Origin of the sequence: Geobacillus jurassicus NBRC 107829 (assembly GCF_001544315.1) — a bacterium.
Lineage (GTDB): Bacteria > Bacillota > Bacilli > Bacillales > Anoxybacillaceae > Geobacillus > Geobacillus jurassicus.
The window spans coordinates 53,634-69,577 of sequence record NZ_BCQG01000013.1 but is presented as its reverse complement, the minus strand read 5'-3'; the positions used below and the strand labels follow the sequence as shown (position 1 = coordinate 69,577).

Here is a 15,944-nt window from a genome sequence, read left to right as displayed (position 1 = left end):
CTTGCAGCGTTTTTTTTTTCGTGCAAACAAACGGAATGCATGTAAAATAGAAAACGAGGTGACTTGCGACGTGAAAAAACAGACGCTTTCCGAATGGATCGAACAGCTCCGCCAAGATCCGAACGTCGTCTATTGGCATGAAATCGAACCGAAAGAAGCGAAACTCGCACCGTTTCCAGACGAACTTGACCCACGGCTGCGCGCCGCGCTTGAAGCGCGCGGCATCACTTCGTTGTATACGCACCAGGCGTCCGCTTACGCCGCGGTGCAAAGTGGGCGGAACATCGTCGCCGTAACGCCGACCGCTTCCGGGAAAACGCTTTGCTACAATTTGCCGGTGCTCGATGCCATTGCCAAAGAGCCATCCAGCCGCGCCCTGTATATTTTTCCAACAAAGGCGCTTGCTCAAGATCAAAAGAATGAACTGAACGAGATCATCGTCGAAATGGGCGTGCCGATTTACAGCCATACATACGACGGCGACACGGCGCCGGCGCTGCGGCAAAAAATCCGTCAGGCGGGTCATATTGTCATCACCAACCCGGACATGCTTCACACGGCGATTTTGCCGCACCATACGAAATGGATTTCTCTTTTTGAACAACTGCGCTACGTCGTCATCGATGAACTGCATACATACCGCGGTGTATTCGGCAGCCATGTGGCGAATGTCATCCGCCGCTTAAAGCGCATTTGCGCCTTTTACGGGAGCCGACCAACATTTATTTGCACGTCGGCGACGATCGCCAACCCAAAAGAGTTGGCCGAGCGGCTGATTGGCGAGTCTGTGACGCTCATCGACAACAACGGGGCGCCGCGCGGGCGGAAATATTTCGTGTTTTACAATCCGCCGGTTGTTGAGCGGACGATGAACATCCGCCAAAGCGCGACAAAAACGGCCGTTGCGCTGGCAAGCCGGCTGCTTGTCAACCGCATTCCGACGATCGTGTTTGCGCGCAGCCGCGTCCGCGTCGAGCTCATCTTGAGCCATTTGCAGGCGGCAGTGAACGAACGAATCGGCGAAACGACGATCCGCGGCTACCGCGGCGGCTACTTGCCGAACGAGCGGCGCGCCATTGAAAAAGGGCTGCGCAGCGGCGAAATTATCGGGGTTGTCAGTACGAATGCGCTCGAGCTCGGCGTCGATATCGGGCAGCTGCAAGCGTGCATTTTAACCGGCTATCCGGGAACGATCGCCAGCACGTGGCAGCAAGCCGGGCGCGCCGGCCGGCGCCAGGGCGATTCGCTCGTTGTGATGATCGCAAGCTCGAGTCCGCTTGATCAGTACATCATCTCCCATCCGGAATACTTTTTCGCCCGCTCGCCGGAGACGGCGCGCATCAACCCGGACAATCTGCTCATTTTAGTCGATCATATCAAATGCGCCGCCTATGAGCTTCCGTTCCGGCGCGGCGAGACGTTCGGCGGCGTTGAAGTCGAAGAGGTGCTCGACTTTTTGGCTGAGCAAGGGGTGCTTCACGAGCGCGCCGGGCGCTGGCATTGGATGAGCGACGCGTTTCCGGCGCATGATGTCAGCTTGCGTTCAGCGGCGCAGGAAAATGTCGTCATCATTGATATTTCGAACACCGCCCGTCATCGCGTCATCGGTGAAATGGATCGTTTCAGCGCGATGACGCTGCTTCACGATGAAGCAATTTATTTGCACGAAGGGACGCAATACCAAGTCGAAAAACTTGATTGGGAAGAGAAAAAAGCGTACGTCCGCCAAGTCAATGTCGAATATTTCACCGATGCGAATTTGGCGGTGCAGCTCGATGTGCTGTCGGAAGACCGGAGCGAAACGTACGGGCCCATGACGGTGCGTTATGGCGATGTATCGGTTCGGGCGATGGCGACGATTTTTAAAAAGATAAAGCTGTCCACGTTTGAAAACATCGGTTCGGGGCCAATCCGCCTTCCGGAGGAAACGCTTCATACGTCAGCGGCGTGGATGGAGTGGGAGACGGTGCCATCGCGCTTTTCCCCGGCGTTGTTTGAGCAATTGCTGATCGGCATGGCTAATGTGCTTGGCCATCTCGTGCCGGTGTTTGTCATGTGCGACCGCTCTGATGTTCACGTTGTGCCGCAGCTTAAGGCGCCGCATTCCGGGCGGCCGACGATTTTCCTTTATGACCGTTATCCGGGAGGGGTCGGCCTATCGGAGGCGGTGTTTGAACGGTATGGGGAAATCATGGAGCGTGTGAAAGAATGGGTCGAGCGCTGTCCGTGCGCGGACGGCTGTCCATCGTGCATTGGCGCCTCGAACGTCGACGGTCCGTCGGTAAAGCGCGAGCTCGTCGAGTTTTTAAACGAACAGCTCGCCGCCTGGGCCGGCCCATCTGTTTAAGCGCCGTTATGCGCGGCGCTGCCGAGCTCGTGTCAAGAAAGGAGGGGGATCGGACGGATGAAGCCGAAGCTGGCGCAATGGAAACAACTGCTTGCCGCCCGGCATAAAAAGAAAACTGATGAAGAAAAAGAAGAGCAGCCGGACAGCCGGCCAGCGGCGGACGTGCCGTTTGCCGACGTTTGGCGGGAGTACGGCGCCAAGCCGTATTGGTTTGCCGGCGATTACTGCCTTATTAGGGAAACGGTGTATCCGGTTGACTATCAGCACGGCCGCCATCGGCTCGGAGCGCTGTATGAGGTGCACGAAAGATGGCAGGAGGCGCCGTTTTCCCATCCGCTCTCCTGCCGCGGCTTTGCCGTTAGCGACTTATTCTTTTTTGACACGGAGACGATGGGGCTTTCAAGCGGGGCGGGAAACGTCATGTTTTTGCTCGGCTACGCCCGCGTGCTTGGCGACCGCATCGTCGTCCGCCAGCATGTTTTGCCGCATCCGGGGGCGGAAGCAGCGCTCTATCAAAGCTTTTTGTCTGACGTCGATTACACGACGCTCGTGACCTATAACGGGAAGGCGTTCGACTGGCCGCGCCTGAAAACGCGCCATGCGCTTGTCCGCGATATGGTGCCAAAATTGCCGGCGTTCGGCCATTTTGATTTGTATCACGCCGCCCGCCGTTTATGGAAAGACAAATTGGATTCGCTGCGCCTTTCGGAAGTGGAGCGGCACATTCTTCATGTCGAGCGGGACGATGATGTTCCGGGTTTTTTGGCGCCGATGATGTACAAGGAGTTTTTGCAAACGCCTCATCCAGACCGGCTTATGCCGGTATTGCGCCATAACGAGCGCGATGTGTTGTCGCTCATTGCCCTCTACATTCACTTATCCGTTCAGCTGCTTGAAGCGGCCCAGCTCGCTGATCCCCAGGAGCAATTGGCCGCCGCCCGTTGGCTCGAGGCAATTGGGGAAACGGCGGCTGCTAGCGGCGTGTATAAGGAAGCAAGCGGCAAAGAGGCGAAGGAAGCGCAAGCGGCGAAATGGCAGCTTTCGCTTTTGTATCGGAAAGAAAAACGGTATGAAGAGGCCGCTCTCCTTTGGCGCGACTTGTTTGTCCACGGAAATGGCTATTGGAAGGCGAAAGCCGGGCTTGAATTGGCGAAAGTGTATGAACATTATTTCCGGGATGCAGCTGAAGCGCACCGCTATGCGGCTATGGCATATGAAGCGTGGCAGTCGCTCGCTAGGATGAGCCGACAACATAGCGAGAAAGAAGAAGCGGAATGGCGCAAACGGCTCGCGCGGCTTGAACGCAAGAAAAACGGGTGAGAACCCGTCCATTTCCCTGGCAAGCGCAAAATGTGACAGAAAACGAAAATGTTTCGTCTTTTTGTTGTGAATCTTGTAGAAAAAAGAAAAAACGTGTACAATGGCATCGGAATGAATGAAAACGATGGCAGGGAGAAGAAGACGATGCGGAGCATGTATAAAAAAATTTTGTATCTCTTTTTTGTTGTCGTCGGCCTGACGTTTGTCGTGTTCAATTATGTATATTGATGAATGACGAAACATCCGGCGCCGCACAACGGTGCCAAAGGACCGAGCGGCGATGGCGAAATACCCCCGAAGCGTCGGGGGTGAAATGGCTGCTGAAAATGGGTGTCTATACTAGTACGAGTCCGCTCTGTTCATCATAGGCTAGTATTGTCAATGAACAGCCTAACTTGATGAAAGGAGAGGAACGCTATATGCATTGTCCGCCCAATGTGACGGCGCCGATCGTCCATCCGCCTTTGTGCTGTGTGAAGCACCATTTCCAAGCAACGGTGGTGCCGCATATTCATCCGTCGCATACGACGCACGTTTACCATCATTTATATGAACATCATCACTATTTCCCGCATACCGAATCAGCTGTCGCCCAGGCCGCCAATCGGCATTTGTATTGCCCGGGGCCGGTGCCGCCGTTTCCAGTTGGATGCTAAAATGCCGAACAGAAGCCGCTTTGCCGGCTTCTGTTTTTTATCGTGAGCGGTCGGCGCTAATCGGTTGGAGGAAAGTTGGTGCATGCCATGCGGTTTTTTTGTTTGGCGCGGCCAGCGAACCATCAATTGACAACCGACTGAATTTCTGAAAAAATAAAGAAAAGATGATCGTTGAATGCGGATTGAGGTGAAAAGCCATGTCAGCCCATCAGGTGAAACTGACGCCGAAAGACATTTTGGAAAAGGAATTTAAAGTAAGCATACGGGGGTACAACCAAGACGAAGTGGATCAATTTTTGGATCTCATTATTAAAGATTACGAAGCGTTTCAGCAAGAAATTGACGAGCTGCGCCAGGAAAACGCCCGGCTGAAGCGGCAAGTCGAGGAGCTGCAAAAACGGCCGGCGATGTCGGCGGGAACGACGAACTACGACATTTTGCAGCGCCTTTCCAACTTAGAAAAGCACGTGTTTGGCCGGAAACTGTATGAATAACCAGCCGGCTGGGCGACGTTGATGCAGGTGACTTCTAAATTTTTTTCTTGATTCTCACACCAAAATCAGCTATACTGTAAGATGCTCGCAGCGTTAATCATGTTCGGGTAATCGCTGCGGCCGGTTTCGGCCGTAGAGGAAAGTCCATGCTCGCACGGTGCTGAGATGCCCGTAGTGTTCGTGCCTAGCGAATCCATAAGCTAGGGCAGTCTGGCTTCGGCTGGGCTGACGGCGGGGAAAGAACCTACGTCCGCTATGCGGATATGGTTCGATTACCCTGAAAGTGCCACAGTGACGCAGCTCTAAGGGAAACCTTAGAGGTGGAACGCGGTAAACCCCACGAGCGAGAAACCCAAATGATGGTAGGGGCACCTTCCCGAAGGAAATGAACGGAGGGAAGGACAGGCGGCGCTCGCTGCCTGTAGATAGATGATTACCGCCGGAGTACGAGGCGAAAGCCGCTTGCAGTACGAAGGTACAGAACATGGCTTACAGAACATGATTAACGCGGTGGTTGGAACCGTGAAAAGCCCTCCTGCAAGAAGGAGGGCTTTTCCTTTTGGCGTGTTTTTTTCTGCCGTATGGCTATAATGGAAGTATATGAAGCTTTGTACATACGTCTGTCAGATAGGGGGAACACGATGACATCGTTTTCGCTGATTGCCACGGCGGCGATGGGGCTCGAATCGGTCGTCGCGGAAGAAGTGCGCCGGCTCGGCTATGAGTGCCAAGTGGAGAACGGTAAAGTGACGTTTGCAGGCGATGCGCTCGCCATTTGCCGCGCCAACCTTTGGCTGCGCGCCGCTGACCGCGTGAAGCTGAAAGTCGGCGAGTTTCGGGCGACGACGTTTGACGAACTGTTTGAGCAAACGAAGGCGCTGCCGTGGGCGGATTATTTGCCGAAAGACGCCGAGTTCCCGGTGATCGGGAAGTCGGTCAAATCAACGCTGTTCAGCGTTTCCGACTGCCAAGCCATTGTGAAAAAGGCGGTCGTTGAAAGTTTAAAAGCACACTATCATTTGTCGTGGTTTCCGGAAACCGGCCCGCTGTATCGGATCGAGGTGGCGCTCCATAAAGATATTGCGACGTTGACGATTGATACAAGCGGCGCCGGCCTGCATAAACGCGGCTACCGCACCCGTCAAGGGGAGGCTCCGCTTCGGGAAACGCTCGCGGCCGCCTTAGTGCTGCTCACCAACTGGACGCCCGAGCGCCCGTTTGTCGATCCGTTTTGCGGGTCGGGCACGATCGCTATCGAGGCGGCGTTGATCGGCCAAAACATCGCCCCGGGGTTTAACCGCGATTTCGTCTCGGAGCAATGGCCGTGGATCGGGGAGTCGGTATGGGAGGAGGCGCGCCAAGAGGCGGAACAGATGGCGCGTTACGACCAGCCGCTCGACATTTGCGGAATTGACCTTGACCCGCAGATGGTCGAGATCGCTAAGATGAATGCGGCCGAAGCAGGATTGGCTGATCTCATCTCTTTTCGGGAGGGTCGTGCCGAGCAGTTTCGCACGGATCAACAATATGGGGTGATCGTCGGCAATCCCCCGTACGGTGAGCGTCTCGGCGAACGGAGGGAGGTTGAAGCGCTCTATCGCGCCATCGGCCGCTCCTTCGCCGCCTTGGATACGTGGTCGGTGTACATTTTAACCGCCCACCGCGGCTTTGAAACGCATTACGGCCGCCCGGCGACGAAGCGGCGCAAGCTGTTTAACGGCTTTATTGAAACGCATTATTACCAGTACTGGGGGCCGCGGCCGCCGCGCGAAGCTCGAAGTTGACTTCTCGGCGGCCATCGATCATAATATTGTCTTGTTACTAGGGATCGCGCGCAACAAGCTTGTTGCGCGCTTATGCATGATATGCCGGGGGAGTTTATGCCAATTTGGAGGGGTGGCGACGATGGGCCATGAGCGTTATCCGTTTGTTGTAGAAAAAAATGAAAACTTTTTTGATAAGTTGAGCCAGTGGATCGGCGATGTTTTTTATGACATTTTGCCGGAAGCCGGCTTTGAGCTGCGCGACGAGCAAATTTATATGGCGTTTCAGCTCGAGCGGGCGTTTCGCGAAAAAAAGGTGATCTTCGCCGAAGCGGGGGTTGGCACAGGGAAAACGATCGTGTATTTGCTGTATGCAGTCTGCTACGCCCGCTATACCGGCAAGCCGGCCATTATCGCCTGCGCCGATGAGACGCTCATTGAGCAGCTCGTCAAAAAGGAAGGCGATATTGCGAAGCTATCGAACGTGCTCGGGCTGGAAATCGACGTCCGGCTGGCGAAATCGCCGGATCAATATTTATGTTTGAATAAACTGGAAGAAGTGACGACGTATGACGATGACGACATCGAGCTGTATGAGCAAATTTACGATGAACTTCCGGCCTTCGTCCATGACAACAAACCGCTGCAGTCGTTCTACCGCTACGGCGACCGGAAAGAGTACGCCCACCTGACTGATGAGCAGTGGAAAAAAATCGCTTGGGATCCGTTTCAAGACTGTTTCACGTGCGAAAAGCGGCATCGTTGCGGACAGACGCTTTGGCGCGACTATTACCGGAAGGCGGCGGACTTGATCGTCTGCTCGCACGATTTTTATATGGAACATGTTTGGACGTATGAAGCGCGCAAGCGGGAAGGACAGCTGCCGCTGTTGCCGGAAGCGAGCTGTGTCGTGTTTGACGAAGGGCATTTATTGGAGTTCGCTGCGCAAAAGGCGTTGACATATCGAATGAAAGAGACGACGCTTGAGACGCTGCTCACAAGGCTTCTTGAAAACGACATCCGCGAAGAGCTCGCCTATTTAATTGAGGAGACGCTGGAGACGAGCACGCGCTTTTTTGATGAGCTGAAAGCGTGCGCGAAAGACGTTCCGGGTTCGAACCGGAAAGAAATTTTGCCGTCGCCGCGCCTTGAACAATGGGCGAAGCAGCTGCGCGGCCAAATTGTCGAAATCGGCAACGAGCTTGTGTTTGAAAGCGAGACGTATACGATCGATCATTACCAGCTGAACATTGTGGATGAATATTTGGACCAAATCCAGTATTCACTCGATTTGTTTTTGACGAACGCCGACGCCATTACGTGGCTTGAGTCGTCGCGTCAAGAGGCGACGTTTGTCGTCATGCCGCGCACCGTTCAGGAAGTGTTGCGCGAAAAAGTGTTCAGCAAACGCATGCCGTTTGTCTTTTCATCGGCAACACTATCAAACGGAAAATCATTCCAATATATGGCGCAAAGCTTAGGCATTGATGACTATTTGTCGTTCAGCGTGCCGTCGCCGTTTGATTACGACGAACAGATGACGATTTATATGCCGACGTTCCGCGCGGATGAGACGCTGTTTGCCAAAAAATACGCGTATGCACTTGAAAAATTGCGCGAAACCGGAGGGCGGGCGCTCATCTTGTTCCCGACGCGCGAGGAGCTTCTTCAGTTTAAAGAGGTGGCAGTCGGCGAACCATTTTCGTTTTTGTTTGAAGGCGACCGCGAGATCAGCGATTTGGTCGCCGAGTTTCAACGCAACGAGGAGACTGTGCTCTGTTCGGAACACTTATGGGAAGGGTTGGATATCCCGGGGCCGTCGCTGTCAAACGTCATCATTTGGTCGCTTCCGTATCCGCCGAACGATCCGGTGTTTCAGGCGAAGCGAAAAGCGTATAGCAACCCGTTTTGGGACGTCGATGTGCCGTATATGCTTCTTCGCCTTCGCCAAGGAGTCGGGCGGCTCATCCGCACGCGCGACGACCGCGGCATCGTTTCCATTTTCGTCACCGACAGGGAAGATGAACGGGTCATTGCGGCGATCAAAGACGTGTTGCCGACAGCGGTGGGGGGAGAATAAAATTCTTCCCTCTTTTTCATTTTTTTGCCGAGTGCAACATTTCACCATCTGCAGGCAGGAAAAAGGCGGTTCATGATGGAAATGATGATATGTCGACGAAATACATAGGGGGACTGAGCGCGATGAAGCAGATCGAAAATCAGTTTTTGCAATACGTGAAAAAAATGATGGGCTACCGCGAAGCGATCGGTCTCATGTATTGGGATTTGCGGACCGGCGCCCCGAAGAAAGGGGTTGAGCAACGGTCTGAAGTGATCGGCATGCTGTCGGAAGAAGTGTTTCGCATGTCGACATCTGAGGAGATGGCGGCGTTTATCGCCAAGCTGTCGCCCAAAGCCGTCTACGAACAGCTGGATGACGTGACGAAAAAAGCACTTGATGAGTGCAAGAAAGAGTACGAACGCAACAAAAAAATTCCAGCGGATGAATACAAAGAATTTGTCGTGCTTTGTTCCAAAGCGGAAAGCGTTTGGGAAGAAGCGAAAGCAACCGCTGACTTCGCTCTCTTTCAACCGTATTTGGAGCAAATCATCGAGTTTCAACGCCGCTTTATCAGTTATTGGGGGTATGAAGGGCATCCGTACAATACGCTTCTTGACCAATACGAGCCGGACATGACCGTTGATTTGCTTGACGAACTGTTCAGCCGCCTGCGCGAACGCATCGTTCCGCTTGTGCACGCCATTTCCACTGCCTCCGACAAGCCGGACACATCGTTTTTGTTCGCGCCGTTTCCAAAAGACAAGCAGCGCGCCTTTTTGCTTGAGCTGCTTGGGGAGCTTGGCTACGATTTCGGCAAGGGGCGGCTTGATGAGACGGTCCACCCGTTTGCGATCGGTCTCAACCCGAACGATGTGCGCATTACGACGCGCTACGACGAGCACGACTTCCGCACCGCAGTGTTTGGCACGATCCATGAATGCGGCCATGCGCTGTATGAACAGCACATTTCCGAGACGCTTATCGGCACGCCGCTTGCAAGCGGGGCATCGATGGGCATTCACGAGTCCCAGTCGCTCTTTTTTGAAAATATGATTGGACGCCACTACGCGTTTTGGAAGCGCCACTACCCACGCCTGCAGCAATACGCGCCGGCGCAGTTTGCTGGCGTTCCGCTTGATGCGTTTTACCGGGCGATCAATGAGGCGAAGCCGTCGCTCATCCGCATTGAAGCCGATGAATTGACGTACCCGCTTCATATTATCGTCCGCTACGAAATCGAAAAACAGCTGTTTGCCGGGGAGATTGAAGCGGCCGACTTGCCGGATGTATGGAATGAGAAATATGAACAATACCTTGGCATCCGCCCGCACAACGATGCGGTCGGCGTCTTGCAGGACGTTCATTGGTCGGGCGGCAGCTTCGGCTATTTCCCGTCGTATGCGCTCGGCTATATGTATGCAGCCCAATTCAAGCGAGCGATGGAAAAAGAGTTGGATGTAGCGCGCCTGCTTGAAGAGGGGAACATCGCACCGATCCGCGAATGGCTGACGGAACACATTCATCGGTTCGGCAAAACGAAAAAGCCCCTTGATCTTGTGCGCGATGCGACGGGCGAGGCGTTGAAAGCCGATTATTTGATTCAATATTTGGAAGGGAAATACAAGGCCATTTACCGATTATAATCATGAATCCCCCTCTTCCGTAATGAAGAGGGGGATTCGTTTTACCATAGTTTGTATCCTTTCGACCCCGGTGGGGCGTTTTGAATGATGTCGATAATCGGCACCGTATAGGCGATTAAAATGAGCGCAACAACGAGGCCGATCCAAAGTTTCCAGTTTTCGAGCGCCAATGCAGCCCGTTCGTACGGAGCGGCCGCTTCGGCAATCGGAAATTCCGTTTCGCCTTTCGGAGCGAAAAATGCCAAGTTGATGACGATCACGAGAATCAAAATAATGCCGATGAACAAAATTGTGCCGCCGACCGCCTGAGCGATTTGATACGGGATCCATTCAAGCGCTTGCGGCGAATTGCCGTACGTTGAGAACGCCGAGCGTCTCGGTGCACCGAGCAGGCCGGCAAAATGCATCGAGCCGGACATGAACGTCATCCCAACTGCCCAAACGATCGTTTGAATGATGGCGAGCCGGTTCATCGCTTTCGTCATCACCCGGCCGGTCAGGTGCGGGATGAGCCAGTACGATGCGCCGAAGAACGTTAAAACAACGGTGGTTGCCACTGTTAAATGGAAGTGGCCGGTCACCCAAATGGTGTTATGAACGACTTGGTTGAGCTGGTGCGAGGCGTTAATGATCCCGCCTGTGCCAGCTGGAATGAAAAACAGCATTCCGACAAACGGAGCGAAAAAGCGGGCATCGCTCCACGGGAGTTTCCGCAGCCAGCCGAACAAGCCGGTCGCCCCTTGCGAGCGGCCGTACGATTCAAACGTCGCAAACATAGCGAATGCGGTCATGAGCGACGGAATGATGACCATGAACGTCAAAACGACTTGCACGTATTTCCAAAACGGCGAAATCCCTGGCTCAAGCAATTGGTGATGGAAGCCGACCGGAATCGAAAACAGCAAAAACAAGATGAATGCCAGCCGTGCGAGCGAATCGGAGAACATTTTGCCGCCGATCACTTTCGGAATGACGGCGTACCAAACCATATACGCCGGCAATAGCCAGAAGTAGACGAGCGGGTGTCCGAAATACCAAAACAGCGTCCGGCTCAAGAGCACGTTCACCCGGTCCGTGAGCCCAAGCGACCACGGAATGAGTTGAAAGACGACGGTGGCGGCGACGCCAAGCGTGCAGACGAGCCATAACACCATATTCGTCACCGACATGAACGCCAACAGCGGGCTAACTTGACCGCGGTGCGCTTTCCGCCAGCGGGCATAATGAGTGAACATCGCAAAGCCGCTCACCCAGCTGCCGACGACGACAAGCGCCAAGCCGATGTAAAAGCCGGCGTGCGCTTGTAGCGGTGCGTAAAACGTATATAAGACGGACGCCTTGCCGGTTAAGATGAAAAACGCACTCATGGCTGTTCCAATCGTCATCAGCCAAAACCCGACCCAACCGGTCCGGCGCGAACCGTCTGAGAGCGTCCCGGTTGTGCGGCTGACGGCGGCGAACTGAAAGCCGATAATGAAAAACGTCGTCAGCACGAGTCCAAGCAAGACGCCGTGCGTCGTCAAAATCGTGTAATAGCTGATGCCGGCCGGCAGCTCAAACTTGCCGGAACGGACGAGCGTTTGCAATAGGCCGGCGAACCCCCCGAGCGCGAGGGCGGTAAAGGCGACGAACAAATGGGCGAGCGCCAGTTTCGCATCGCGGCGATTGACTTTTTCAACTGCGGTTGTCATCTTACTCCACCACCTTAATGCGCGCCGTCATCATATGGTGGCCGGCGCCGCAATATTCGTTGCAAAGAATCGTATATTCGCCCGGTTTGTCAAACGTGGTTGTTAAGCTATTCACATAACCGGGTTCGACCATCATGTTTACGTTTGTTCCCGGGATTTCAAACCCGTGGATGACGTCTTTCGAAGTGACGTTGATCGTCACTTTCGCTCCTTTTGGAATTTCGATCGTGTTTGGCGTAAAGGAAAACGCCGCAACGACGATGTTCAGTTCGTATTCGTTATCCCCTTTTTTGACAAGCCCCGGATGATCAAACGGCGGGGTCGAATCGACTTTTTCCGGATCGATCGTCGTTAGGCAGCTTGGCGGCTGTTGTCCGGCGGCGAACGCGCTTACGCCGACGACCGTCAAAAAGACGATCAAACAGCCGATGCCAAACGCAAGCCAAATTTTTTCATACTTGTGAATGTGCATGACGAGTCCCTCCCTTGCCGCTTACAGGCGGTGCAAAAATAAAAAGTAGACGCTGACCCAGGCGAAGATGATGAAAAAGCCGAGCAGAAACACAGAGGCCAGCGTGCCTTTGAGCGCCGGCTCTTCGTCCTTTTTCGTTTGCCGGACCGCTGTAGTCGGTTTTGCCATGTCATATCCCTCCTCTTTTTTGGATTCATCCCCCATAACGTCGGTAGGCAGGCGCGCCAAGCGGCGGATTTCCCTGCTTTGACACTATCATAACTGTAGAAAACTGCAGCAACAGTGACTTTTCTCACAAAAACGATGCTGGAAGTGTGAACAAATGGTGACATTTGTGAAAAAATGATGAAGAAGTATGACGGTAAAGGGATGAAAGGGATGAAGGGAACGCTCTCCCGTCTACGCTAGGGCGTAGAAGTGGGGGATTTTTTCGGAACAACCGCCATGCGGCAGGATCTCCGTGCGTCCCGCGGTTCAGTTGCCTTGTGAAGGCAACAAACTCAACTTTTGGACGGCATCCCCGTCTTGGTCACGGGCAGCTTCGCATGGCGGCTCCCATTTCCGTTAGAAGTAAGAGTCTTCACGGTTGGAGGGGATAAAAACGAATAATAAGGGTATTTTAGTTTTAAATGTTCGCTTTTTTGTCGGAAACGGCTTCCCAAACGCCGCTGCTCGTGGTATACTGCTAATAACTGAATCACGCTGACTCACTCATATAATCGCAAGAATACGGCTTGCGAGTCTCTACCAGCCGACCGTAAATCGGCTGACTATGGGTGGCAATGTCAGGGGGAGGCGGTCATGGCCGTCCTGCGCCTTCCTTTTGCCTTGGCTTAAAAGACATTGCCTGACTCATGGAATGAGTGAGGCCGGTGTTTTTTAAGCTTTTTTATTTTGAGGGGGATTGAGATGCGCGAATTGCTTGAGAAAATCGCCGCTGAAGGGGAGGTGCTGCCGGGAGGGGTGCTGAAAGTCGACCGCTTTCTGAACCATCAAGTCGACCCGCAGCTGATGAAGCGGATCGGCGAGGAGTTTGCCGTTTGGTTTCGCAGCGAGCGGCCGACGAAAGTGTTGACGCTTGAGTCATCCGGCATCAGTCCGGCGCTTATGGCCGCCTATGAACTCGGCATTCCGCTTGTCGTTGCCCGCAAGCGGCGGCCGCTGACAATGACTGATGATGTGTATCGCGCGCAAGTGCATTCGTTTACGAAGCAAGAGACGAACGAAATCATTGTCTCTCGCTCGCTGCTTGGCAGCGGCGACCGGGTGCTGATCATTGATGATTTTTTAGCCAACGGCCAAGCGGCGCTCGGGATGGTGGAGATCGTCGAGCAGGCGGGGGCTGATATGATCGGCATCGGCATTGTCATTGAAAAAGCGTTTCAAGACGGCGGCCGGCTGCTTCGTTCGCGCGGCTTCCGCGTTGTGTCGCTCGCCCGCATCGCATCGCTTGATGGCGGCGCCATTCAATTTGCTGACGAGGTGATGATTCGATGAAGATGAAATGGTGGCAAGTTGGGTCGCTCGGCATCCAACATGTCTTGGCCATGTACGCCGGGGCGATCGTCGTTCCGCTCATCGTCGGCGGGGCGCTGCATTTAACGAGCGAGCAGCTGACGTATTTAGTGGCCATTGACTTATTGACGTGCGGCATTGCGACGTTTTTGCAAGCGTGGAAAAACAAGTGGTTTGGCATCGGCTTGCCGGTTATGCTTGGCTGCACGTTTACGGCGGTCGGACCGATGATCGCTATTGGCGGACAGTACGGGATGCCGGCGGTGTATGGGGCGATCCTCTGCGCCGGAGCGGTTGTGGTGCTCATCAGTCCGTATTTCGGCAAGTTGCGGGCGTTGTTTCCACCCGTTGTCACCGGTTCGGTCGTGACCGTCATTGGCTTGACGCTCATTCCGGCAGCGGTGAACAATATGGCCGGCGGGCAAGGGGCAAAGGACTTTGGTGATCCGGCTAACTTGGCGCTGTCGTTTGGCGTGCTTGCGCTCATTATCGTGTTGTACCGCTGCTTCAAAGGGTTCATTCGCTCCATTGCCATTTTGCTCGGCATGGCAGTGGGCACGGCGGCAGCGGCCATGATGGGGAAAGTGGACTGGACAGCGGTCGCGGAGGCATCGTGGATTCATTGGCCGCAGCCGTTTTACTTCGGCGCTCCGTCGTTTCATGGACCCGCTGTTTTCACAATGGTGCTCGTCGCGATCGTCAGCCTTGTTGAATCGACCGGCGTCTACTTCGCTTTATCCGACATTTGCCGCCGGCGGCTGACGGATGATGATTTGGCAGGCGGCTACCGCGCCGAGGGATTGGCCATCATCATTGGCGGACTGCTGAACGCGTTTCCGTACACGACGTACTCGCAGAACGTCGGCCTTGTCCAATTATCGGGCGTGAAAACGCGCAGCGTCATTTACGCTGCTGCTGCGTTTCTTGTCTTGCTTGGGTTCGTGCCGAAAATCGCCGCCGTGGCGACGATCATACCTGCTCCGGTTTTAGGCGGGGCGATGCTCGCGATGTTCGGCATGGTCCTTGCCTACGGTGTGAAAATGTTAGGCCAAGTCGACCTAACTGTGCAAGAGAACTTGCTGATCATCGCCTGCTCGGTCGGCGTGGGGCTTGGGGTGACGGCGGTGCCGAACTTGTTTGCCGAGCTGCCGACCGGCTTGCGCATTTTAACCGACAGCGGCATTGTCGCCGGCAGCTTGACCGCCATCATCTTAAACGCCGTCTTCCATTTCGGTAAGGCAAGAAAATCGGCTGCACTGCCGCTGCAGGAACAAAAAATCTCATAATTCTGGTCATGGACTTGGTAGTCATCTTCATTTTCCGGGTGTCGCTCGGGAAATGGGGATGACTTTTTCTTGTTTGCGCCTCGATTGACGGGAAGAATGCTAGAAGATGGTGAAAGGCTGATGGTATAATGGAGAGGAAAAAGGAGGTGAAACAATGGACGAATGGGTGGAGCGCCTTTTCGATGAATTGCGGCAAATGCGGACTCAGATGGCGACCAAAGAGGATGTTGCGCGGTTAAACGGGCGCATCGAGCGACTTGAACAGACCGTGACGGCAACGAGAGAAGACGTCGCACGGACGAATGAGCGCATCGGACAGCTTGAACAGACCGTGGCGGCAAACAGAGACGGCATTGCGGCGCTTGACAGCCGGATTGGGCGCATTGAACAAACGATGGCGACGAAAGAGGACGTTGCCGAATTGCCGTTTATTCGGCAAGCTGTCGTGGAAACGTTAGAAACGCTCAATGAAATTTCGGCGATGAAACAAACCCTCACAGAAATGCAACAAAAAGTCAATGAAGCCATTGCCGGACAAGCCCGGCAAGAGCTCGTGCTTCAATCCCTCGCTTTGCACTTGCTTGAGCATGAAAGCGAAATCCGCGCGCTAAAAGCTAGGTAAACGACAAACATCTCTATGTACATCCTCGCTCATGACCATTTTCCTTCAAAAACAGGCCGGCTTTGTCCGCGCC

13 protein-coding genes, 1 other RNA gene and 1 riboswitch are annotated in these 15,944 nt (G+C 54.2%); of the genes, 11 read left to right on the top strand and 3 right to left on the bottom strand.

Annotation, left to right across the window (positions count from 1 at the left end):
- The first annotated feature begins 70 nt into the window (after positions 1–70).
- The 8 genes from GJ1_RS05290 to GJ1_RS05250 all read left to right on the top strand — a co-directional run bounded on the left by GJ1_RS05290 (position 71) and on the right by GJ1_RS05250 (position 10,285).
- Positions 71–2,347 carry a DEAD/DEAH box helicase gene (locus GJ1_RS05290; protein WP_066229442.1) on the top strand — a complete coding sequence of 759 codons (2,277 nt, stop codon included), beginning with the start codon at positions 71–73 and terminating at the stop codon, positions 2,345–2,347.
- A 57-nt stretch (positions 2,348–2,404) separates the two neighbouring features.
- A complete protein-coding gene (locus GJ1_RS05285) occupies positions 2,405–3,667 on the top strand; it encodes a ribonuclease H-like domain-containing protein (RefSeq protein ID WP_066229441.1) in 1,263 nt (420 codons plus the stop codon).
- A 419-nt stretch (positions 3,668–4,086) separates the two neighbouring features.
- Positions 4,087–4,323, top strand: coding sequence for a CotD family spore coat protein (locus tag GJ1_RS05275; RefSeq protein ID WP_066229435.1), 237 nt, complete (start codon positions 4,087–4,089; stop codon positions 4,321–4,323).
- 197 nt (positions 4,324–4,520) lie between these two features.
- A complete protein-coding gene (gene gpsB, locus GJ1_RS05270) occupies positions 4,521–4,817 on the top strand; it encodes a cell division regulator GpsB (RefSeq protein ID WP_011231037.1) in 297 nt (98 codons plus the stop codon).
- A gap of 99 nt (positions 4,818–4,916) precedes the next feature.
- Positions 4,917–5,314: RNase P RNA component class B (gene rnpB / locus GJ1_RS05265), an RNA gene on the top strand.
- Positions 5,315–5,458: 144 nt separating this feature from the next.
- Positions 5,459–6,601 carry a THUMP domain-containing class I SAM-dependent RNA methyltransferase gene (locus tag GJ1_RS05260; RefSeq protein WP_066229431.1) on the top strand — a complete coding sequence of 381 codons (1,143 nt, stop codon included), beginning with the start codon at positions 5,459–5,461 and terminating at the stop codon, positions 6,599–6,601.
- Positions 6,602–6,722: 121 nt separating this feature from the next.
- Entirely contained in the window at positions 6,723–8,660 is a 1,938-nt protein-coding gene (locus tag GJ1_RS05255; protein WP_066229429.1) for an ATP-dependent DNA helicase, read from the top strand.
- 122 nt (positions 8,661–8,782) lie between these two features.
- Positions 8,783–10,285, top strand: coding sequence for a carboxypeptidase M32 (locus GJ1_RS05250; RefSeq protein ID WP_066229427.1), 1,503 nt, complete (start codon positions 8,783–8,785; stop codon positions 10,283–10,285).
- Positions 10,286–10,326: 41 nt separating this feature from the next.
- Here GJ1_RS05250 and GJ1_RS05245 read toward each other — a convergent pair whose 3' ends face one another.
- The 3 genes from GJ1_RS05245 to GJ1_RS05235 are packed head-to-tail and all read right to left on the bottom strand — an operon-like array spanning position 10,327 to position 12,616.
- Positions 10,327–11,976 carry a b(o/a)3-type cytochrome-c oxidase subunit 1 gene (locus GJ1_RS05245; RefSeq protein WP_066229425.1) on the bottom strand — a complete coding sequence of 550 codons (1,650 nt, stop codon included), beginning with the start codon at positions 11,974–11,976 and terminating at the stop codon, positions 10,327–10,329.
- Position 11,977: 1 nt separating this feature from the next.
- Entirely contained in the window at positions 11,978–12,448 is a 471-nt protein-coding gene (locus tag GJ1_RS05240) for a cytochrome c oxidase subunit II (RefSeq protein ID WP_066229422.1), read from the bottom strand.
- A 21-nt stretch (positions 12,449–12,469) separates the two neighbouring features.
- Positions 12,470–12,616 (bottom strand): cytochrome c oxidase subunit 2A, encoded by a 147-nt coding sequence (locus GJ1_RS05235; protein WP_066229420.1) that lies wholly within the window; start codon positions 12,614–12,616, stop codon positions 12,470–12,472.
- A gap of 523 nt (positions 12,617–13,139) precedes the next feature.
- Positions 13,140–13,241, top strand: a riboswitch (purine riboswitch).
- 116 nt (positions 13,242–13,357) lie between these two features.
- Here GJ1_RS05235 and GJ1_RS05230 point away from each other — a divergent pair.
- The 3 genes from GJ1_RS05230 to GJ1_RS05220 all read left to right on the top strand — a co-directional run bounded on the left by GJ1_RS05230 (position 13,358) and on the right by GJ1_RS05220 (position 15,871).
- The gene (locus GJ1_RS05230) at positions 13,358–13,945 is read left to right on the top strand and encodes a xanthine phosphoribosyltransferase (RefSeq protein WP_066229411.1); all 588 of its coding nucleotides are present in this window, start codon (positions 13,358–13,360) and stop codon (positions 13,943–13,945) included.
- A complete protein-coding gene (locus tag GJ1_RS05225; protein ID WP_066229406.1) occupies positions 13,942–15,249 on the top strand; it encodes a nucleobase:cation symporter-2 family protein in 1,308 nt (435 codons plus the stop codon). The genes GJ1_RS05230 and GJ1_RS05225 overlap by 4 nt, the downstream gene beginning before the upstream one ends.
- Positions 15,250–15,403: 154 nt before the next feature.
- Entirely contained in the window at positions 15,404–15,871 is a 468-nt protein-coding gene (locus GJ1_RS05220) for a hypothetical protein (protein ID WP_066229403.1), read from the top strand.
- Positions 15,872–15,944 lie beyond the last annotated feature (73 nt).